Genomic DNA, 19,943 nt, shown 5'->3' on the forward strand with positions numbered 1-19,943 from the left:
TCTGTCCCGGATGCCGACAAGCCGCCTTCGAACAACGCTACCCGCCGTGCATCCGATCAGTGTCGCGCGTCGATCGGATTCTCGCACTTCGGCGTATGTCGTCCGGGTCGGTCGTTTGTGCCGACACCCAATGAGCCAAGGTCCCTAGACCGACCGTACCCGGTCGACGCGACGGAGGTCGACAACTCGAGGATGTTTCTCGCGGAGAGAGTGTCGCAAAGCTCACCCGACACGCTCGCCACGACCATCCCGGCTGCCGATCCGGGCGGTGCCGACCTCGTTCCGCCGCCCGGACCAGCGCCCGCGGAGCTCGCACCGCGAGCCCCGCGGCGGAATCACTTCTTCTGGGCGCTCAGCTTCCGGTAGTCGAACACCGTATCGATGATCCCGTAGTCCTTGGCCTCGTCGGCGGTCAGGATCTTGTCCCGATCGGTGTCCTTGCGGATGGTGTCGGCATCCTTACCGGTGTGGCGGGCCAGCGTGGTCTCCATCAACCGGCGCATGCGCTCGATCTCGGCGGCCTGGATCTCCAGATCGGAGACCTGGCCCTGGATGCCACCCTCCAGCGAGGGCTGGTGGATCAGCACGCGGGCGTTGGGCAGACAGGCCCGCTTACCCGGAGTACCGGCCGCCAGCAGCACCGCCGCCGCCGAGGCCGCCTGTCCCAGGCAGACCGTTGCGACATCGGCACGCACGTACTGCATGGTGTCGTAGATGGCCATCAACGAGGTGAAGGAACCACCGGGCGAGTTGATGTACATGGTGATGTCGCGGTCGGGATCCAGCGACTCCAGCACCAGCAGCTGCGCCATGACGTCGTTGGCCGAGGCGTCGTCCACCTGTACGCCGAGGAAGATGATGCGCTCCTCGAACAGCTTGTTGTAGGGGTTGGACTCCTTGACGCCGAAGCTCGAGTGCTCGATGAACGACGGCAGGATGTAGCGGGCCTGCGGGCTCGCCGGTGCGATACCGGACAGGCCGGCACGCGGATCGATGAGGGTCATCTTCGTCTCCAAAGTCGATGGGGTATGAGCGGTCTCGCGCTCAGTTACCGGTGCCGTTCGCCTGGCGGGCATTGGTGATCACGTGGTCGATGAAGCCGTACTCCAGGGCCTGCTTCGCGGTGAACCAGCGGTCGCGGTCGGCGTCGGCGGTGACCTGCTCCACGGACTGGCCGGTGTGCAGCGCCTGCAGCTCGTTCAGCTCCCGCTTGGTGTGGGCGAGCTGCTCGGCGTAGATCGAGATGTCGGCAGCGCTACCGCCGATACCGGCGGAGGGCTGGTGCATCATGATCCGGGTGTGCGGCAGCGCGTAGCGCTTGCCTTTGCTGCCCGCGGTGAGCAGGAACTGGCCCATCGAGGCGGCCAGGCCGAACGAGATGGTCACGATGTCGCACTCGGCGAACTGCATGGTGTCGTAGATGGCCATGCCCGCGGTGACCGAACCACCGGGCGAGTTGATGTACAGCTGGATGTCGCGTGTCGGGTCCTCGGCCGCCAGCAGCAGGATCTGCGCGCACAGCTTGTTGGCGATGTCGTCGTCGACCTGGGTGCCCAGGAAGATGATGCGGTCGCGGAGCAAACGCTCGTACACCGAATCACTGAGGTTGAGCCCAGCAGTCGCGGATGTCATGACCGGCCCCGACTTCAAAGGTGCCACAGCCTGATTGATTGTCACGGATACCTGCCCTCTCTCGCCGGCACGATGCCTGCCGGCACAGCATCTGTCCAATGTGCGGTCTCGCGGGGCCCGGTTACGCAAGCTACCGCCTTCGATCCCGGGCCTCGACCGCGGCCTGATTCGGTTGACACAAACCCTAACGAAACAAGGCGGCACCGAACTCCCGGTACCGCCTTGCTTCGCTTACAGCTGACTCATATGTCGCCGATGGCTACTCGGCGGCGTTCTCGGCACCCTCGGAATCGGACACCGCCTCGGCTGTATCGGACACCGCCTCGGCGGGCTCACCGAACATCTCGGCGGTATCGACCGTGTTGCCCTCGGTGTCGGTGACCTTGGCCTTGATCACCACGCCGGCCAGCGCCTTACCACGACGCACGTCTGCGAAGATCGCGCCGAGCTGTCCGGCCTGCTGGATCTGCTGAATGAACTGTTCCGGCGCCATGCCGTAGCGCTGCGACTGGAACAGGATCCGCTCGGTCAGCTCCTGCTGGCCGACCTCGGTGTTCTCGGCTTCGGCGACGGCGTCCAGCAGCAGCTGGGTCTTCACCGACTTCTCGGCGGCCTCCTTGGAGTCCTTGTCGAACTCCTCACGAGTGCTGCCCTGGGCCTCGAGCGCCTCGGCGAACTTCGCCTCGTCGTGGTCGAAGCCGTGCACCGCGTCGTGCAGCACGGCGTCCACCTCGGCCTGCACCGCGGCCTCGGGCAGCGGCACCTCGGTCTTGTCCAGCAGCGCCTCGAGCACCTTGTCGCGGATCTCGCCGGCCTGCTGCACCTTCTTGCTCTGCTCGACCCGCTTGCGCAGGTCTTCCTTCAGCTCGTCGATAGTGTCGAATTCGCTTGCCATCTGGGCGAATTCGTCGTCGGCCTCGGGCAGCTCGCGCTCCTTGACCGAGTTCACCTTCACGGTGATGACGGCTTCCTTACCGGCATGCTCGCCGGCCACCAGCGTGGAGGTGAAGTCCTTGGACTCCTCCGCCTTCAGGCCGACGAGGGTGTCGTCCAGGCCCTCGATCAGCTGGCCGGAGCCGACCTCGTGCGACAGCCCGGAGGTGGTCGCCTCGGAGACCTCTTCGCCGTCCACGGTGGCCGACAGGTCGATGGAGACGAAATCACCCTCCTGGACGGCACGCTCGACGCTCTTCAGGGTGCCGAAGCGCTGGCGCAGCGACAGCAACTGCTGCTCGATGTCCTCGTCGCCGATGGTCAGCGGATCGACGGTGACCTCGATGCTCTCGAAGTCGGGCAGCGCGATGTCGGGACGGACGTCGACCTCGGCGGTGAACGCCAGTTCATCGCCGTCCTCGATCTTGGTGATCTCGATTTCCGGCTGACCGAGTACCTTCACCTCGGAGGTGGTGACGGCCTCGCTGTAGCGCGCCGGCAGCGCGTCGTTGACGACCTGCTCCAGGATGGCGCCACGACCGAGGCGGGCCTCGAGCAGCTTGGCCGGGGCCTTGCCCGGGCGGAAGCCGGGAATGCGAACCTGCTGCGCCAGCGCCCGGTACGCCTTGTCGAAGTCCGGCTTCAGCTCCTCGAAGGGCACCTCGACATTGATGCGGACCCGGGTCGGGCTCAGCTGCTCGACGGTGCTCTTCACGGACATGCTCCTTGTTCGTTGTTCAGTGGTCTGTGTGGCCGCCGGACGGAGGTGTGATCCGCCGACGACGATGTTCGGGTGCCGTGAGACGACGGCGTCGTTTCCCCCCGAAATCGCATCCCGATCAGGGTAGTCGACACCGGCCTACACCCGACAATCGGCTATCCCACGTCTGGCGTGCGGTACTCAGCCGACCTTCACGGCATCGGTGACGAACACCAGGGTCTCGTTGGGCTTCACGCCTTGCCCGCCCTGGCCGTAGCCGAGGTCCGGCGGGATGATCAGCAGGCGGCGGCCGCCCTGTTTGATACCGATCAGGCCCTGGTCCCAGCCCTGGATCACCTCACCGGTGCCGAGGGTGAGCGGGAAGGTCTGGCCGCGATCGAAGGAACTGTCCAGCTTCTTCTTGTCCGACCAGGTGACCAGCGAGTAGTTCATCTCCACCGGCCGGCCGGTCGCCGCCGCCGGGCCGGTGCCCTCGACGAGGTCCTTGGTGACCAGCTGCTTCGGCGGATCGCAGTCGTCGGGGATGGTGATGGTCGGCGCCTGGCCGAAGCCGCCGGTGACGCCGATGTCGTCGGCGGTGCATTCGCGGCCGTGGCTCGCCGTCGGCGCCGCGGCGGCCGAGGTCGCGGCCGGCGCGCGGGTGCCCGGCGCGGTGGTCGACGGGCTCGCCGAGTTGTTGTCGTCGTTGCCCCCGCAGGCGGTGAGAGCGACCGCGGCCACCGCGACGGCGGCCGAGCCGATGATCCTGGCCAAAGTCTGCATGCGCGGCACCCTAATCGGTGCTCCGCACGGCCTACCTGTGGGCCCCGTCACCGCCACGCCGGGAAGTTTTCGAGGCACGAGGGCGGATATTCCGGCAGCGGGTGCGGATCCGCCCGGCACGGTCTCGGCCCGGTAGCCTGGCGTCGAGTCTCCATCCGAAGCGGTAACCCGAACATCCCACTGTGAGGAGCACGACCGTGACCGACTTGGCTGGCTCGGAAGGACAGGTCCCGGCCACCGCCCCGACCGAAACGGATACCGCGGCCGACAATGTCGGCGGCAGCGGCGGTGCCACGATCGCGCCCGAGCCGTATCGGCTGGCCGAGGTTCCCGGCCCGCTCGCCCCGGACGAGCTCGCCGATCTGGACGCTTGGTGGCGCGCCGCGAACTATCTCGCGGTGGGCCAGATCTATCTGACGGACAATCCCCTGCTGCGCACCCCGCTGACGCCCGAACACATCAAACCGCGGCTGCTCGGGCACTTCGGAACCGTGCCGGGACTGAATCTGGTGTGGACACATGCCAATCGGGCGATCCGGGCACGGGATCTGGACGCGGTCTTCGTCGCCGGACCCGGCCACGGCGGCCCCGGGCCCAACGCGTGTGCCTGGCTGGAAGGCACGTATTCCGAGCTGTACAGCAATATTTCGCGCGACGCGACAGGAATGGGCGCGCTGTTCGCGCAGTTCTCCTTTCCCGGCGGCGTGCCCAGCCATTGCGCGCCCGAGACGCCGGGCTCCTTCCACGAGGGCGGCGAACTCGGCTATTCCCTGTTGCACGCCTACGGCGCCGCGCTCGACCATCCCGACCTGACCGTGTTCTGCGTGATCGGCGACGGCGAGGCCGAAACCGGACCTCTGGCGACCAGCTGGCACGCGAACAAATTCCTCAATCCGGCGCGCGACGGGGCGGTACTGCCGATTCTGGCGCTCAACGAATACAAGATCGCGAATCCCACCCTGCTGGCCCGCATTCCGGAAGCCGAACTGCTGTCGCTGCTGCACGGTTACGGCTACGACCCGATCATCGTCGCCGGGCACGACCCCGCGGCCGTTCACCAGGCGATGGCCGCGGCGCTGGATCGCAGCCTGGACCGCATCGCCGAATTCCAGCGCGCCGCGCGCGAGAGCGCCGACGGCACGCGTTCCCGCTGGCCGATGATCGTGCTGCGCACGCCGAAGGGCTGGACGTGCCCGCCGGTGGTCGACGGCGACCGCGTCGAAGGCACCTTCCGGGCTCACCAGGTTCCGCTGCCGGCCGCGCGTTCCAACGACGATCACCGCCGGGTGCTCGAGCAGTGGCTGCGGTCGTATCGTCCCGCGGAGCTCTTCGACGAGGACGGCCGGCCATATCCGCGGCTGCTGCGCCAGGTTCCCCCGGGGCCGCGGCGGATGAGCGCCAATCCGGTGGCCAACGGCGGCGCCACGATGCAAGATCTACGACTACCCGACTGGCGCCGCTACGGCGTCGAGCTCCCCGCACCGGGCGCCACCGCGCACGAGGCCACCCAGGTGCTGGGCACGTGGCTACGCGATGTCACCGACGCCAATCGCGACAATTTTCTGATCTTCGCCCCCGACGAATTGGCCAGTAACCGGCTCCAGGACGTGCTCACCGTCACCGGCCGCAATTGGCAGGCCGAAATCGGTGAATTCGACGTGAAATTGGACCGCCGCGGCCGCGTGATCGAGGTGCTCTCGGAACATATGTGCCAGGGGCTGCTGGAGGGATATCTGCTCACCGGACGGCACGGCGTCTTCACCTGTTACGAGGCGTTCATCCACATCGTCGACGCGATGTTCAACCAGCACGCAAAATGGCTGGACGCCAGTGGCGCGGTGCCCTGGCGCCGGCCCATTCCGAGCCTCAATTATCTGCTGACCTCCCATGTGTGGCGGCAGGATCACAACGGATTCACCCATCAGGACCCCGGCTTTCTCGATGTGGTGATGAACAAGCAGCCGTCGATCGTTCGCGTCTATCTGCCGCCCGACGCCAACACGCTGCTGTCGACCTACGACCATTGCCTGCGTTCCCGCCATTACGTGAACGTGGTGGTGGCCGGCAAACAGCCGCAGGCGGATTGGCTGACGGTCGAAGAGGCGAGGCTGCATTGTGCCCGCGGCGCCGGAATCTGGGAATGGGCCGGCCACAACGACGAGGCGGGCACGACACCCGATGTGGTGCTGGCGTGTGCCGGTGACGTACCAACTTTGGAGACGCTGGCGGCCGCCGCCATTCTGCGCGAGCGGCTGCCGCAGTTGCGCATTCGCGTGGTGAACGTGGTCGATCTGATGCGGCTGCTGCCGGCGGACGAACATCCGCACGGCCTGCCCGATCGCGAATTCGACACCCTGTTCACCCGGGATCGGCCGATCATCTTCGCCTTCCACGGCTATCCCTGGCTGATCCATCGGCTCACCTATCGGCGCACCAATCATTCCGAATTGCACGTGCGCGGATACAAGGAGAAGGGCACCACCACGACTCCGTTCGACATGGTGATGCTCAACGATCTCGACCGCTATCACCTGGTGATGGACGTGATCGACCGGGTTCCGGGGCTGGGCACCCAGGCGGCCGGCCTCCGCCAGGAAATGGCCGACGCCCGTTTGGCCGCGCGTATCTGGACTCGCGAGCACGGCGCCGATATTCCGGAGGTGGCCGACTGGCGCTGGCCGTACGGCCGATAATCCTCGTCGCACCTGTCGAACAGCGCGGGCGGCCGTTCGGAGTTAGGCTCCGCGTGTGCCCGCCGGGACGGGGGTGCGAACGAGGAACGGAAATACCGCATGGAACTGCGCTCTACCCCCGCGGTGGTCCCCGCCGTGCCGCCTGTCGATCCGACGCCCGCGGGCACGGCATCGTTCACCTTGCATTTCACGGGATATCTCTACGCCGTCGGATTGCGTGACGCCTTCGCCGATCTGATCGCACGGCACGAACAGTTGCGGACCGTATATCCGATGCCCGGTTCGAGTGCCGCGGCCCGGGTTTTGTCCGCGACCACCGCGGTGTTGCCGCGACTGGTGCCGACGCCGGTGGCCGCGGCCGATTTGCCGGAGGCGATCAGCGAATTCGTGGAGACGGAAACGGCTGCGCCACTTTCGGTTCCGGTGCGGGCGAGGACTTTCCGGCCGCTCGGCGACGCCGAGGAGATTCCGCAACATCTGTTGGTGGTGATTCTGCGGCGGGCCGCGGTCGACCGAGTATCGCCGGCCCTGCTGGCACGCGATCTCATGACCGCCTACGCCGCCCGCCGCCGCAATCTCATCCCGGCCTGGGACGCGGCGCGCCCCGCGCATCGGCTGACCGTCCACGAACTCCAGGGCGTGCGGCTCATCGAAGCCGGCGGCGAGCGGTTCGCAGACGCCTACCGCTGAGCCTCAGGTGGCGGCGAGTACCTCGGTGAGCCGGTCCAGAAACGGACGCTGACCGACGACGATCTTCGCGCGGGCGAGTTCCGGTTCGAGCCACTCGACCCGATCGATCTCCGGGAACGTCTGCATCCGCCCGGATCTCGGCGGCCACTGCATCTCGAAGGTGCCGGGGACCACCTGCTCCGGATCCAGGTCGCCGGCCACGGCCCATACGGTGACCTGCTTACGGGAGCGACCACTGCCGTACTGCGCGTGCCCCAGCGCGATCCACTCACCGTCCGGCACGGGCAGGCCCAGTTCCTCGATGAACTCACGCGCCGCGGCGGTCCGGGCATCCTCGGAATCCGGTTCGTACTCCCCCTTCGGCACCGACCAGGCGCCGGCATCCTTGCGCGCCCAGTACGGACCACCCATGTGTCCGAGCAGGACCTGCAGCCGCGGGGCCTGCCGGAACAGCAGAACTCCCGCACTGTATTTCGACGCCGTGGCTCCGGTCATGGTCGCAGTCTGCCGCACCGGACCGGGGCGGCGGCACCGGGCCGCCACCGCCACCCTGTGCCGCCCGGATTACCGGGTCGCCGTCGGCGCCGTCAGGTCGTACACCTTGGTGCCGCCGACATCGGTGGCCTCGTATGTACTCGCCACCCACTGGGCTATCCGGCTAGCCTCCGAGGTTGCACCCGATCCGGGGCCGCGCCGCTCGGAACCGATGAAGTAGTGGATCCGTCCCTGTGCGACATCGGCTCGGAACCGATCGAGGGTCGGGGACGGATCGCCGCCACCGAATCCACCGATCGGCATGACCGCGTAGCCCGAATCGAGCTGCAGGTCCGCGGCACCCATCGAGCTGATGGCCGCGGCCACCCACGTGTAACCGGCGCCGTTGTTCTTCAGCAGATCGATCAGCTGCTGATTCGTCCGCGCACCCATGCCGGGACCGGCCGGGCGGTCGGCACCACCTCGTTCCGTGGCGTCGGGTCCGGCGGCCGCCGAGACGTCCGGCCGCGATGTCCGGCCCGGTTGTGCGGGAGATCGGTTGGCGCCGGCCGAATCCGAACCGTCGTCGGCCGGCCCGCCGTCGGGCCCCACCGGGGCACATCCGTTCGGCCCAGCGGGACCGCACGCGCCCGCGGGGCCGCCCGGTCCGAAACCGAATCCGAATCCACCGCTGGTCTTCGGTCCGGCGAGGACGATGCCACCGTTGTGGGCGGAGACGATGGTCTGGATCGAATAGGCCACCGGTGCGGCGATCGCGACGAGCACCGCGAGAACGGCCGTCCAGGCGGCGGTCCGGCGCGGTTGCGGTATCACCAGCGCCACGGTCGCGACCGCGCCCACGACGCCGACGATCCACCGCAACCACGGCACGAAATCCGGAGTGCGATCGAGCAATATCACCGCGGTGACCGTAGTCAGCGCGGTGGCCGCGGCCAGCACCACGCGGACACCGAGCCGTTCGCGCTGCCGCCACAGCACCACCGCCCCGATCGCGGCCGCGCCGGCGACACCGGGTGCCAGGGCGACGGTGTAGTACTGGTGGAAGATTCCCTTCATGAAGCTGAACACCAGGGCGGTGACCAGCGCCCAGCCGCCCCACAGCAGCAGTGCGGCGCGCCGGGTATCGGTGCGGGACGCCTTGCCGCGCAGCACGACAGCCGCGACGCACAGGATCAGCGCCGCCGGAATCAACCAGGCGATCTGACCGCCGACCGTCTCGCTGAACAGTCGCGTGATCCCGGCCTCCGAACCGAACGACGGTCCGCGGCCGCGGCCGCCGGGTCCGGGCGGCGCGCCGAACCCACTGCCGGAATCCACCCCGAGCCGCTGCAGCCCGTTGTAGCCGAGGGTCAGCTCGATGATCGAATTGTGTTTCGAACCGCCGAAATACGGCCGTGAATCGGCCGGCCACAACTGCGCGATCACCACCCACCATCCAGCACCGGCGACCAGCGCGGCTCCGGCGGCCACCAGCTGCAGCAGGCGCTTACCCAGCTGGGGCGGCCCGGCGAACAGATAGGTCAGCGCCAGGGCGGGCACGACCAGCAGCACCTGCAACTGCTTGGCCAGGAACCCGAGTCCGACAAAGCCGCCGCACAGCAGCAGCCAGCGCCACCGGCCATCCTCCAGGGCACGCGTCATCGCCCATACGGCGGCGATCATCAACAGAACCAGCAGCGCGTCCGGGTTGTTGTAGCGGAACATCAGCGTGGCCACCGGCGTCACCGCCAGCGCAAGCCCGCCCAGCAGCCCGGCGCCGGGGCCGAAGGTCCGGCGTAGCGTCGACCGGAGCAGTGCGACCGCGGCGACCGCGATCACCACCTGCGGGATCAGCATGCTCCAGCTGTTCATCCCGAAGATGCGGGCCGAGATCTCCATCGGCCACAGCGACGCCGGCGTCTTGTCGACGGTGATCGAATTGCCCCAGTCGGAGGAGCCGAAGAAGAACGCCTTCCACGATTTCGCCCCGGACTGCACCGCGGCCGCATAGAAGGAATTGGCCCAGCCGTTCGCGCTCAGATTCCACAGATAGGCGATTGCGGTGCCGCCCAGCAGCGCGGCGAGTCCCAGGTACTCCCACGGCAGGCTCCGGGTGCCGCCCCGACCGGGCGTCGTCCGGGTGCCGCCCCGACCGGGCGTCGTCACGCCGTCGGCGGGGCGGCCAGGCGCGATAGCAGTTTCGGTCATGGCCGCCATGATGGTCGGCCGTGCCCCCGCTGCGCTGGGACGCGGCTGGGAGAAACCTGTGAACCCGCCCAGCGATGTCCCCCGCCACCCGGTCGTCCACACCGCCCGGTGAGGAGAGAACCGTCACCCTCGCGCGATGCCCGGGAAACGGCCACGACGGGATAGGCTTGCCGGGGAGTATCGGTTACTCGCACTCCCTCCGTCGTGGATGTCTACTCTTCGCGTCGGCCACCCAGCGGTCAGCCTTCGTGCGGGCCACGAAACCCAGCGCCGCTGCGGATCACCTCTGCTGCTCGAAAGGCACCACGACTACTCATGACGACTCGTTCACCGAGCCCTGCCGCCACCTTCGACACTCTCGGCGTCGGCGCGCCGCTGTTGCGCGCGCTGGCCGCGCAGGGTTTCAGCGCACCGCTGCCGATCCAGGCCGCGACGCTTCCGGACACGCTGGCCGGCCGCGATGTACTCGCCCGCGGGCGTACCGGCAGCGGTAAGACCCTCGCCTTCTCGATCCCCATGGTCGACCGGCTGCACCGGCTCGGTCACCGGCGCCTCCCTGGCCGCCCCAGGGGTCTGGTGCTGGCACCCACCCGCGAGCTCGCCACTCAGATCGCGGCGACTCTCGAGCCGCTGACCGATGCGTGCCAGTTGCGGGTGGTGACGGTGTTCGGTGGCGTGCCGCAGGCCCGGCAGGTCCGCGAACTGCGTTCCGGCGCCGATATCGTCGTCGCCTGCCCGGGCCGCCTGGAGGATCTGGTCAAGCAGGGTCTGGTCACTTTGGACGAGGTGCGGATCACCGTGCTGGACGAGGCCGACCACATGGCCGATCTCGGCTTCCTGCCTGGTGTCACCCGAATCCTCGCCGCGACCCCGGCCGACGGTCAGCGGATGCTGTTCTCCGCCACTCTGGACAACGGGGTGAACAAGCTGGTGCAGCGCTTCCTGCGAAACCCGTTGTCGCACACGGTCGACGAGGCCCACTCGCCGGTGCCCGCGATGACCCATCACGTTTTCGAGATCGGCGACAGCGAGGCCAAGCGCGCGCTGGTCCACACCCTCGCCTCCGGAACCGGACGGCGAATCCTGTTCATGCGCACCAAACATCACGCGCGACGACTGGCCAAGCAGCTCACCACCGCCGGAATTCCGGCCGCCGATCTGCACGGCAATCTGTCGCAGGTCGCGCGCGACCGCAATCTGGCGGCCTTCGCCGACGGCACCACCCGCGTCCTGGTCGCGACCGATATCGCCGCCCGCGGCGTCCACGTCGACGACGTCGAACTCGTCGTGCATGTCGATCCGCCCGCCGAACACAAGGCCTATCTGCACCGCTCCGGGCGCACCGCCCGCGCCGGCAGCACCGGCGACGTGGTGACGATCATGCTGCCGGAACAGCGCAAGGACGTCGCGGTACTGCTGCGCAAGGCCGGACTCGACGTCCGCCCGCAACAGGTGCGTCCGGACTCCGCCGAGGTCACCGCCCTGGTCGGCCCGGTCGCCGCGCCGGTGGCTCCCAGCGCCTCGAAACCCGGACGCGCCGAACAGGATTCGCGCCGTCCCGCATCGGGTGCCGACAGCCCGTCTCGCAAGCCGCGGCGTAGCCGTGGCCCGGCGGCGCGAAACCGGCGCACCACCGCCGACGAACGCCCGGCCGCGGCGGACAACGGCCGCGCACGCGCGCGCACGGGTCGCGGACCCCGCGGCACCGCCGATGTGCCTGCCCGCACGGGTGGCAAGCCCGCGCGCGAGCGCGCGGCGGCGGCCACCGGCCGGACCGAGCGCGGCTCGTCCGGTGGAACGAAACGCGCTCAGGCGCATGCTCGTTCGGCGGAATCGCCGCGGCCGGTGCGCGGCAACCGATAGGGAACGTCCACCGATCGGCGGTCCCGGCAGCGAGCGCTCACCCCATCTGGGTGAACGTCGCTGCCGGGATGCCGCCGGCGTGTTCGGTGATCCTCGACCGGCTATCCGGTCAGCTTCAAGCCCACCACTCCCGCAACGATCAACAGCAGCAGCACGATCTTCACCAGCGACGCCTGTTCGGTCCCGGTGACCATCGCGTACAGCACGGTGAGCGCGGCCCCGATGCCTACCCACACCGCGTAGGCGGTGCCCACGGGCACGGTGCGCATCGCATACGCGAGACCCGACATCGAGGCCACCAACGCGGCCGCGAAGACGAGCGACGGCACGATGTGGGTGAAGCCGTGTGATTTCCCCAGGGCGGTGGCCCAGACGGCCTCGAAGACTCCGGACAGCACCAATACGATCCACGCCATAGTCGGCATTCCTTTCGGAAATACCGTCTTGTCGGGGCCCGGGTACGGTTGCGATCGTCCGGTCGGCCGCAGAACGCGACCTCCCGATTTCAGCGCACACGACCGAGCGAAATTCCCGGTCGTCCGTGGTCGAGATACTGGGACGGTATTCGAACCCGTGGCCATCTGACCAACTCCGGCGAGTGATCGAGCAAGTCGACACAGTTCCGCCACGTCAGCCGGAGGACGCCGCGCCGGTTCGAGCTCGGCGGCTGGACTGGCGGTTGTCGCCTGCTGTGGTGGCCGAACTGGTGGCCGACTACGAGGCGGGCATGTCGACACCGAAGCTATGCAAGCGCTACGGCCTGTCCAAAACCAGTGTCCTGAAGCTGCTCCGGGAGGCCGGAATGAAGACGAGGCAGCGCGGTTTGAACGATCAGCAGGTGGCGCAGGCTGTGGAGCTATACAACCAGGGTCACTCGTACGCTGAGATCGGCCGACGCCTTGGAAAGGCGAAAAGCAGTGTTCGCGAAGTCTTGAGGCGGAATATCCCGATAAACGACCTCAACCTTTAGGGTTTCGCGCACCGATTGTCCAGAGAATCCTTCGCCTTCATGATCTCAACCTGATATATTTAGCCCGTCATTCTCGCCACAAGTAGGCATATTCTACTATTGCAAGCGCCGGTCGATATGCGATACAATTGAGTCAGAGATTGACTGCAAGGTAGTTTAATCCAAAAAGTACTTGGCGTACAAAATGGGAACATAGGTCGACCAACTATACGTTAATCTCACCCAAGAGCCCCGTTTCCAACGGGGATTTCTTGTGTTACTGAGTAAGTACTAGTTTAAAACAAAACCCGGCCTGTTGGCCGGATTCGTTTGGCGTATAAAACGGGAAAACAAGCTTTACCGCTGGCGATTGAGGCTGTCGCATCCTGCACCTAGCGTCTTGTTATACCCCTAGTATTACAAATGTAATACAGAAAAGCAATGCTTTTACGCAAAAATGCATTACATTTTTGACAAGTCCTCAGGTGTCATTTGTGCACTGTCGCACATTTTCAAGAACCAGGGTTTCAGCTCTTCAAGTACGGTCGATGAGACGAGCAAATCGCCGAATAAGTACCAGCTATTACGATACCTCCGTTTCGATATCAACGGGGAAACCATGGCTCCGAAGGTATGCTTGGACCATCGCGGTAAACTCTCCGTCCACAGCATCTAAGCGGATGGTGTCGGCCAAAATCTCGCGGCGAGGGCCCGTCGCAGAATGCCAGCGATCCAGCATTTCCCATACCTTAGTCAGTCGCTCTGCTCGCGCATGTACCAGATCTATTCTGTTGAGCTTCAGCTGCTTAACGGTTGTCTCTCCCCGCTGAGCTCCGAGATGGGGGCTTAGATATGGGCCGGAGAAGTGCAGATGGGTGGCTATCGTGTCCTCGTATGGATTGATTAGCCCTTCGGTTTCATCGTAGAAATCACCCTTCTCCGTATTGCAGACTTGGCACGCCCATGTGAGATTAGTCCACTGATGGGCCAGCTCAGGCCTTAGCTTCTTCGGAATCAGATGCTCTACGTGTGGGTACGAGATATCCGCCATAAGAGCCTCGCAATAGGCGCATTTTCCCGAAGTCTCTTCACTGAGAGCAGTCTTAATTTGAGGATCTCGCCAGCGTTCGGGCTTCCGTTCTTTCCCGGCCGCGACCGCAGCAACGTAGGCGGCCGTCCACTCATCTTCTTTTTCCTTGAGGATTGCTGGCTTCTCGCCTTTGGTCAACTGCTTCATACTGACGTCCCTGGCTGGTCCCGGTCGGTCAAGGCGATAACAGCATCAGGAAACTCCATATCCAGGCCACGTTCTTTAAGTTCGCTCCGAAGCGCTCTCAACCGTTCAGCGTCCAGGGGGGCAGATGCATACCGATTTACGATTTCATCGAATGCTTCCTCGGCCCATCTCGGCATAGTACTTTCCACGCCGAGTACTCGTCGCAATGTCGCATCCGCGTTTGCTGCCTTATTGGCATAATCGAGCAGCCTCGATTCGACACGTTCGGACTCATTATAGTCCAATGCGTAGACTGCCGAGTCGGGGGTTGCGGTCACAACGAATGGACTATGGGTAGCGACAATGAATTGCACCGACGGGAAGGCCCTAAGCAGGCTCGGCAGTATCTCCCGCTGCAAACTAGGATGGAGGTGATTCTCTGGCTCGTCGAGTAGGACGGTGAACGAAGGCTCCGTCCTAGACTTCAGAAAGATCTGCCACGATACTTCGATTATTGCAGACAAACCGCCTGAAACATCATCGAGAATAAAATCACCCGAGCGCATTTGCACTATTACGTCAGGCACCCGGACCCTCATGCCGGTGTATCCGGCGGAGCGGGGCATTACTTTCTTCAAGACTTCTTGAAACCCAGTCCACACCGCAGCGGCTTCGGGGTTGAAGTCAACGGAATCATTTCCTCGTCCACCAAACGTTGCTGCTGCGATGAGCGATTCTTTTAGCGCACGTTGTGGGCTCTTACCGCTCCAGCTCCCTGCCCACCGTATGCGCAATTCATTTGTGAACTGCTCAAAAATCTGGTTAGCGTCACCGAATAAGGTGGGAATTGTGTCGACCTGAGTGTAACTATTAGTCATGGAGCGGTGAGAGGTAAGGAATGCGCCCTTTACCTCTTGCATGTGCGGCATATGTAGATCGTAGTTGGATCGCTGAGAGTCATTCGCTGGGCGAGTGGGTACACTAATCGGCGCAGGCTCCCCGATACCATAGGTTAAGCTACCGATCTCGACCATTGGCTCATTTATCATTGGGGCATCGTCTTGTTCGTCAGCCCTCTGCTTCCAGAAAGTCTTCCATTCCACATCGTCTTTTCCCTGACGTCGAACAGGGGATGCGGAATATGACTGCTGCCAATTGAAATGACGACCAAGAAGGCCTAGAATTGTACTCTTGCCTGTTGCATTGGCTCCTGTAAGGATTGTCAGATGAGGGTGAAAGTCGATCTCTACTTTCTCAAACTGACGCCAGTTATGCAGCGTTAACGCTTTGAAGCCCGGTGGCGGGCTTGGTGTTTCATTTTCGGAATTTGTCACACTTTACTCCCCTGCATATGATAAAAATAACAGAATTTGAAGGCATTGAGAATACCGTTGCGCGTCGTTATTGGGAGGTACCTCGGGCGAGGTCCAGTGCGCTTAGCTGAGCGCGGCCCATCCTTTCCACGGTCGCTCGTCCATCCCGCCTCGAATGGACCTGAGCCGGTGATCGGCTTGGTCTCGCCAATCAGGGTTGGTCGAGGCTGTCTGCACTGCCATCGTCGTCATCCGGAACTCCCGGATGTCCCGCAGCAGCTCGAAGCCCTCCCACGTCGTGACGTCATACCCGTAGACATCGCAGAACTCGCCGTACTGTTTCGCGCTGATCCAGTCGAAGGACGTCCACTTGATCGCCGTGTGCACCAGATCCCACTCAGGCGGCCCGATGGAGGTCCGCTCCAAGTCGAGAAGGATCACGCGGTCGTCGTCAGCAGCTACGACGTTGCCCACCCAGGCGTCACCGTGGATCACGCACCACGGCAACCCTTCTGGCAGTTCGCCCCACCGCCGTTGCAGTTCCGCCAAGTGCTCGAACATCCATTGTCGGTCGTCGTCTGAAAGAACGGTTGCCGCCTTGATCCTGTCTTCGAGGCGAACGAAAGGCGCGACCTCGCCAAGCATGAAATCCGCCGGCGGTGCCAGCGCGTGAAGCTGCTTGAGTGCAGCGGCAACCTGAGCAGGTGTGCCGTGGTGATGAGGTGGCAGCTCTCGCCAGAACGTCACCGACCGGTTGTCGACCTCAACGGGCTGTTCCACGTTCGGAACGGCCCGTATGGCGGATATGCCGGAGGTCTCCAGCCACCGCGCGACGTTGACCTCACGCTGAGCGGCGGCATACTGGCCTGGTCGGCTGATGCGTGCCACCACGCTACCCGGCAGCCGGTAGATGGCGTTCTCGCTCCGATGAATCAACTCTGCGCCATCTGCGTCGTGACCGACCTTCGCGCAGGCGGCACGAAGGATGCGGAGCGAATCGTTTGCGGTTGACTCGGCGGTCATACACCCGCCACAGTGGCGCTGATCTGGGTTCGAAGTTCTTCGACTTCGGTTGTCTTGCTGTGCTGTTCGGACAATCCGGCCAGCTCGCGCAGATCGTCGGCTGCCCGTCGTGACCGAATGTGTCCGGCATCGAGGAGCGCAGCGTTCCCGAAGGCTGTGGCCTCGTCCGGATCACCGATCGCCATCGTGAGCGACGCCAATTTGATCCCCGAAATCGCCTTGGACCGAACGTACGCTTCGGTGTGGCCCTCTACCGCCGTCTGAAGTCGCGAGCGCGCCTCGCTGACGAAGTGGCCCTGAAGCGCCAGGTCGAACAGTGCGTGGCCGGTATCGCCAGAGTGCTGCGCTGCGTCGTAGTAACTCATCCAAGGTGGATCGTTCTGCGGTGCGGAATGGGCAAACTCCTCGTCGGCCTGCCCAACCGCTTGAGCTGCTTCTTCTACCCGATGCAGTTTGGCGAGTGCCCGTGCCCTTGCCGAATGCAGCATGGCGCGTTCGGTCGCTGTCAGTCGGTCAGAGCGCACCATCGCGAGTTCGATGTAGGTCAGTCCGTCGTCCGCACTGCCGCACCAGATCGCCTGGCGAGCCATTGACGAGAGCACCTTGCCACGTAGGTGCCAGTCGCCGGCCTCCTCGGCGCATGTCCAAGCCAGCCGGAACATGCTTCGAGCGTCGGCGTGGGCGTAGGCGTCGAAGGCCATGAACGCCGCGGTATGACCGAGGAACCCGACAGCGCTTTGGAGGTCGGTTCGATGCTTCTCCGAACAGTTGGCGTTCAGGAGGGTCACGGCGTAGCGGAGCTGCGCACCGACCGCTTCTCGAACGAGCCCACCTCCGTAGGTGTGGTCCCAGGTGCTGAACTCGCGCGCAGTTCGCCGTATCTGTTCGATCTCGGTCGGGCCGACCAGGGACGGCACCGGGGTTGGCTCCAGCGTGTTCAGCAACTCAAGCAGCGGTGCGGCAGCCCCCGTCACTGTGACGCCGAGGGCGGCACGTAGAAAATCCTGGCGCTTCACGTCTTCGAGCGTAGCGATCACAGCCCCTGGCAGCTTGAACCACAGCAGTTCCGGAGGGACGTTCAGAGTTTCAGCCCAGCGCCGCAGCTTGGACAAATTTTCTGGAGCTGGCCCGTTCTCCAATCGACTGAGCTGCGCCTGTGTCACGCCAAGCCACTCCGCAACCCGATCTTGCGGCAGAGGCTGCCGATGGTACGGGTGGAATCGGTAGGCGTAGATCACGCGACCCATGTGCCACGTAGCGAGCGCATCGCGCATCTGGTCGGTCTGCCAGAACGCGAGTGGCACGGCCGGAGGCTGATGCAGTTCGCGGCGAGCACCGAGAGTACAAGGGCCGCATAGTGATTCGCCGTTATAGCTGTTGAGCCTGCTCCCGCAGCGGGCGCAGTAGCGCTGCTGGTCGGGTACGCGCGTCATGGGGCCGCTCCGGTTTTGGTCGTTGGGGCACCCTTACCACCCCGTTTGCCCTGGTCGAACGACGCTACCACCGGATTTTCCGGATGGATATACATTTCATGTATACCGCGCATTCGCCGTGGTCGTGGTGGCATGTCGGCCCGAAACCGACCCTGGGGACCGGACACACCCGGTCCTATCGAAAGGGGTTGGCCATGCCATTGAGCCTGGTAGTGCCCATATTCGGCCCACCGGCCGCAGGAAAAACAACGCTCACGCTCCAGCTCGGTCTGTCGCCAGGCCGGACCATTTTCCGTCTGCGCGAACACGTTCCGAAAGAGGTACTTGCCGCCACTGCTACGGATAGCGCTCGCTTGGGCTGGATTGACGAGTTCACCGTGGCCGATGCGCTCCGTGCCTACTTCGCGAACGTCCAGGCCGATTCCACGGTGCACACGGTACTCCTGGACAACTTTCCCGGTTCCGGCTCTCAGGTAAGCCAACTGCTTGCAACGGTCTGGCCGCTTCTGCCACGAGTCCATATCGAACCGGTCGAGATCGTCACGGACGCACGAACATTGAAGCAGCGCGCCCGTAACCGCAAGGTCTGTCACCGGTGCGAACACGACCCGATTCACGATCCTCGGCTGCCTGCTGTACCTGCGCAGGACGACGATTGGGCATGTAGCCGATGCGGCGGCCTGCTCCATCCGAGGCGCGGCGATTCACCGCGGCTGTTCAAAGCCCGGCTCCAGCGTTACCACCAAGCGGCCGAAGGTATCCGGGAGGGTTTTGCCGCCTCCGGCCTGGCGGTCACGCAGCTCGATACCACCAACACCATCGACGGCGCAGCCAATCTGCTTGCACCGCTACTTATTTCACGGAGTCCAGTGTCATGACGAGTACCAACCTGCCCATGCCGTCGCTGAAGCTGAGCGGCAACGGCTACGGCCACGCCCGGATGCCCAGGGGCGGAAACGTCCCCGAGCCGCAGAAGATCGACCGTGTGGCGTACGGGCGGTTCCGCAACGTCTACCTCTACATCACCGAGGCCTGTCAACTGCGCTGTGAGCACTGCTACATGGGCGAACGTCTGGAGCGGGCGTTGAAAATGCCACTCCCGAAGATCGTCGACACGCTCACCACCTGGCGCCGGCTGGGTGGGAGCAAATTGACCATCCTCGGTGGCGAACCGACGCTGCACCCGCATTACTGCGAGGTGATCCGGCTCAGTCGGCAACTCGGCTACGAGCACGTCATCACCACGACGAACGCGCAGAAGCCCGCGCTTCGCCGATTCCGTCAGCTCGCGCCGGATGACTTCGCCTACGTCCAAGTCAGTCTCGATGGCGGCAGCCGGGAGACGCACGATGCCGTGCGCGGGTCTGGCACGTTTGACGAGGCGATGGAAACCACGCGCGAGCTGGCCGAACGCGGCTTCGATGTTCGGATCATCTGCACCGTCAACAAGGCCAACGAGCGAGATGTCTTGCAGCTCCTCGACATTGCGGACGTGTTGGGCGTCAACCTGGTGAAGTTTCACGTCTTCTCGACCATCGGCACTGGCCACGGCAACGCTGACATGGCCATGACGCCGCCGGAATGGGTGGGCTTCTGCGATCGGCTGAGCGAAGTTGCGCCGCAGTACAAGACGCGGGTGTGGTATCAGCCGACGTACGCCCGTGTCAGCGACATGGAGCGCTACGCCGCCGAGGGCTACCAGGGATGTATCGGCCGCACGCTGGACCGGATCTCCATTTTCCCGGACGGTCGGTGTTACGTCTGCTCGTACTTGTTCGACACCGACTTGTACTTCGCGCAGATGGTCGACGGCCACGTCCAGCTCAACCACGGCGTCAACGAGTTCGATCTGTTCACGCAGCCGCTCGTTGAAAGTGCTTGTGGTGGTTGCAAGGCGGGAGCCTGTCTGGGTGGCTGCCCGGCCGAAGAGGTCGTGATGGGCCAATCCTCCTGTGCGGCCTACGACGACATCGTGCCGGTCTGCCGCCTCTGGAAATCCAGCGCGAAGCCTGAGGAGTGACACCGATGGATGA

At 64.7% G+C, this 19,943-nt stretch carries 17 protein-coding genes and 1 riboswitch; of the genes, 6 read left to right on the forward strand and 11 right to left on the reverse strand.

The genetic code is table 11. From position 1 onward, the window contains the following. Positions 1 to 335: 335 nt before the first annotated feature. From C5E41_RS25320 to C5E41_RS25335, 4 genes are all read right to left on the reverse strand, one after another. Complete coding sequence (locus C5E41_RS25320; RefSeq protein ID WP_063029924.1) at positions 336 to 1,004, reverse strand: ATP-dependent Clp protease proteolytic subunit; 669 nt, start codon at positions 1,002 to 1,004, stop codon at positions 336 to 338. A gap of 40 nt (positions 1,005 to 1,044) precedes the next feature. Continuing rightward, complete coding sequence (locus C5E41_RS25325; RefSeq protein WP_104378249.1) at positions 1,045 to 1,632, reverse strand: ATP-dependent Clp protease proteolytic subunit; 588 nt, start codon at positions 1,630 to 1,632, stop codon at positions 1,045 to 1,047. Positions 1,633 to 1,891: 259 nt separating this feature from the next. After that, the gene (tig, locus tag C5E41_RS25330; RefSeq protein WP_104378300.1) at positions 1,892 to 3,280 is read right to left on the reverse strand and encodes a trigger factor; all 1,389 of its coding nucleotides are present in this window, start codon (positions 3,278 to 3,280) and stop codon (positions 1,892 to 1,894) included. 186 nt (positions 3,281 to 3,466) lie between these two features. Continuing rightward, positions 3,467 to 4,048 carry an FKBP-type peptidyl-prolyl cis-trans isomerase gene (locus tag C5E41_RS25335; RefSeq protein ID WP_104378250.1) on the reverse strand — a complete coding sequence of 194 codons (582 nt, stop codon included), beginning with the start codon at positions 4,046 to 4,048 and terminating at the stop codon, positions 3,467 to 3,469. A gap of 197 nt (positions 4,049 to 4,245) precedes the next feature. Here C5E41_RS25335 and C5E41_RS25340 point away from each other — a divergent pair, with 197 nt between their 5' ends. Beyond that, positions 4,246 to 6,741: a phosphoketolase family protein gene (locus C5E41_RS25340; protein ID WP_439956491.1), complete on the forward strand. Its 2,496-nt coding sequence runs from the start codon at positions 4,246 to 4,248 to the stop codon at positions 6,739 to 6,741. 99 nt (positions 6,742 to 6,840) lie between these two features. Next, positions 6,841 to 7,431, forward strand: a complete 591-nt coding sequence (locus C5E41_RS25345) for a hypothetical protein (protein ID WP_104378251.1) — start codon at positions 6,841 to 6,843, stop codon at positions 7,429 to 7,431. Positions 7,432 to 7,434: 3 nt separating this feature from the next. Here the strand turns inward: C5E41_RS25345 and C5E41_RS25350 are convergent, their stop codons facing one another. Both C5E41_RS25350 and C5E41_RS25355 read right to left on the reverse strand, forming a co-directional pair. Then, positions 7,435 to 7,926 (reverse strand): NUDIX domain-containing protein, encoded by a 492-nt coding sequence (locus tag C5E41_RS25350; protein WP_104378302.1) that lies wholly within the window; start codon positions 7,924 to 7,926, stop codon positions 7,435 to 7,437. Positions 7,927 to 7,995: 69 nt separating this feature from the next. Beyond that, positions 7,996 to 10,113, reverse strand: a complete 2,118-nt coding sequence (locus C5E41_RS25355; RefSeq protein WP_104378303.1) for a glycosyltransferase family 39 protein — start codon at positions 10,111 to 10,113, stop codon at positions 7,996 to 7,998. 315 nt (positions 10,114 to 10,428) lie between these two features. On the opposite strand from C5E41_RS25355, the gene C5E41_RS25360 reads away from it, so the two are divergent. Next, a complete protein-coding gene (locus tag C5E41_RS25360; protein ID WP_104378252.1) occupies positions 10,429 to 11,976 on the forward strand; it encodes a DEAD/DEAH box helicase in 1,548 nt (515 codons plus the stop codon). 101 nt (positions 11,977 to 12,077) lie between these two features. Here C5E41_RS25360 and C5E41_RS25365 read toward each other — a convergent pair whose 3' ends face one another. After that, the gene (locus C5E41_RS25365) at positions 12,078 to 12,392 is read right to left on the reverse strand and encodes a DMT family transporter (protein WP_104378253.1); all 315 of its coding nucleotides are present in this window, start codon (positions 12,390 to 12,392) and stop codon (positions 12,078 to 12,080) included. Between the two features lie 17 nt (positions 12,393 to 12,409). Then, positions 12,410 to 12,477: riboswitch (guanidine-III (ykkC-III) riboswitch) on the reverse strand. 97 nt (positions 12,478 to 12,574) lie between these two features. Here C5E41_RS25365 and C5E41_RS25370 point away from each other — a divergent pair. Beyond that, a complete protein-coding gene (locus tag C5E41_RS25370; RefSeq protein ID WP_104378254.1) occupies positions 12,575 to 12,946 on the forward strand; it encodes a helix-turn-helix domain-containing protein in 372 nt (123 codons plus the stop codon). A gap of 562 nt (positions 12,947 to 13,508) precedes the next feature. Here the strand turns inward: C5E41_RS25370 and C5E41_RS25375 are convergent. The 4 genes from C5E41_RS25375 to C5E41_RS25390 all read right to left on the reverse strand — a co-directional run bounded on the left by C5E41_RS25375 (position 13,509) and on the right by C5E41_RS25390 (position 17,781). Continuing rightward, a complete protein-coding gene (locus tag C5E41_RS25375) occupies positions 13,509 to 14,162 on the reverse strand; it encodes an HNH endonuclease (RefSeq protein ID WP_104378255.1) in 654 nt (217 codons plus the stop codon). Continuing rightward, positions 14,159 to 15,475 (reverse strand): AAA family ATPase, encoded by a 1,317-nt coding sequence (locus C5E41_RS25380; RefSeq protein ID WP_104378256.1) that lies wholly within the window; start codon positions 15,473 to 15,475, stop codon positions 14,159 to 14,161. Before C5E41_RS25380 ends, C5E41_RS25375 begins: the two co-directional genes overlap by 4 nt. 102 nt (positions 15,476 to 15,577) lie before the next feature. After that, positions 15,578 to 16,477, reverse strand: coding sequence for a phosphotransferase enzyme family protein (locus tag C5E41_RS25385; RefSeq protein WP_104378257.1), 900 nt, complete (start codon positions 16,475 to 16,477; stop codon positions 15,578 to 15,580). Further along, positions 16,474 to 17,781 (reverse strand): helix-turn-helix domain-containing protein, encoded by a 1,308-nt coding sequence (locus C5E41_RS25390; RefSeq protein ID WP_258081246.1) that lies wholly within the window; start codon positions 17,779 to 17,781, stop codon positions 16,474 to 16,476. The genes C5E41_RS25385 and C5E41_RS25390 overlap by 4 nt, the downstream gene beginning before the upstream one ends. A 227-nt stretch (positions 17,782 to 18,008) precedes the next feature. On the opposite strand from C5E41_RS25390, the gene C5E41_RS25395 reads away from it, so the two are divergent. After that, the gene (locus tag C5E41_RS25395) at positions 18,009 to 18,788 is read left to right on the forward strand and encodes a hypothetical protein (protein WP_258081247.1); all 780 of its coding nucleotides are present in this window, start codon (positions 18,009 to 18,011) and stop codon (positions 18,786 to 18,788) included. Continuing rightward, entirely contained in the window at positions 18,785 to 19,930 is a 1,146-nt protein-coding gene (locus C5E41_RS25400; RefSeq protein WP_104378258.1) for a radical SAM protein, read from the forward strand. The genes C5E41_RS25395 and C5E41_RS25400 overlap by 4 nt, the downstream gene beginning before the upstream one ends. The last annotated feature ends 13 nt before the right edge of the window (positions 19,931 to 19,943 follow it).

Source organism: Nocardia nova, assembly GCF_002933465.1.
Taxonomy (GTDB): Bacteria; Actinomycetota; Actinomycetes; order Mycobacteriales; family Mycobacteriaceae; genus Nocardia; species Nocardia nova_B.

Bases quoted from the DNA above. Each gene is read 5' to 3' on its own strand.
- C5E41_RS25320 (WP_063029924.1), bottom strand. From the start codon at position 1,004: ATGACCCTCATCGATCCGCGTGCCGGCCTGTCCGGTATCGCACCGGCG.
- C5E41_RS25325 (WP_104378249.1), bottom strand. From the start codon at position 1,632: ATGACATCCGCGACTGCTGGGCTCAACCTCAGTGATTCGGTGTACGAG.
- C5E41_RS25335 (WP_104378250.1), bottom strand. From the start codon at position 4,048: ATGCAGACTTTGGCCAGGATCATCGGCTCGGCCGCCGTCGCGGTGGCC.
- C5E41_RS25345 (WP_104378251.1), top strand. From the start codon at position 6,841: ATGGAACTGCGCTCTACCCCCGCGGTGGTCCCCGCCGTGCCGCCTGTC.
- C5E41_RS25350 (WP_104378302.1), bottom strand. From the start codon at position 7,926: ATGACCGGAGCCACGGCGTCGAAATACAGTGCGGGAGTTCTGCTGTTC.
- C5E41_RS25355 (WP_104378303.1), bottom strand. From the start codon at position 10,113: ATGACCGAAACTGCTATCGCGCCTGGCCGCCCCGCCGACGGCGTGACG.
- C5E41_RS25360 (WP_104378252.1), top strand. From the start codon at position 10,429: ATGACGACTCGTTCACCGAGCCCTGCCGCCACCTTCGACACTCTCGGC.
- C5E41_RS25365 (WP_104378253.1), bottom strand. From the start codon at position 12,392: ATGGCGTGGATCGTATTGGTGCTGTCCGGAGTCTTCGAGGCCGTCTGG.
- C5E41_RS25375 (WP_104378255.1), bottom strand. From the start codon at position 14,162: ATGAAGCAGTTGACCAAAGGCGAGAAGCCAGCAATCCTCAAGGAAAAA.
- C5E41_RS25385 (WP_104378257.1), bottom strand. From the start codon at position 16,477: ATGACCGCCGAGTCAACCGCAAACGATTCGCTCCGCATCCTTCGTGCC.
- C5E41_RS25395 (WP_258081247.1), top strand. From the start codon at position 18,009: ATGTATACCGCGCATTCGCCGTGGTCGTGGTGGCATGTCGGCCCGAAA.
- C5E41_RS25400 (WP_104378258.1), top strand. From the start codon at position 18,785: ATGACGAGTACCAACCTGCCCATGCCGTCGCTGAAGCTGAGCGGCAAC.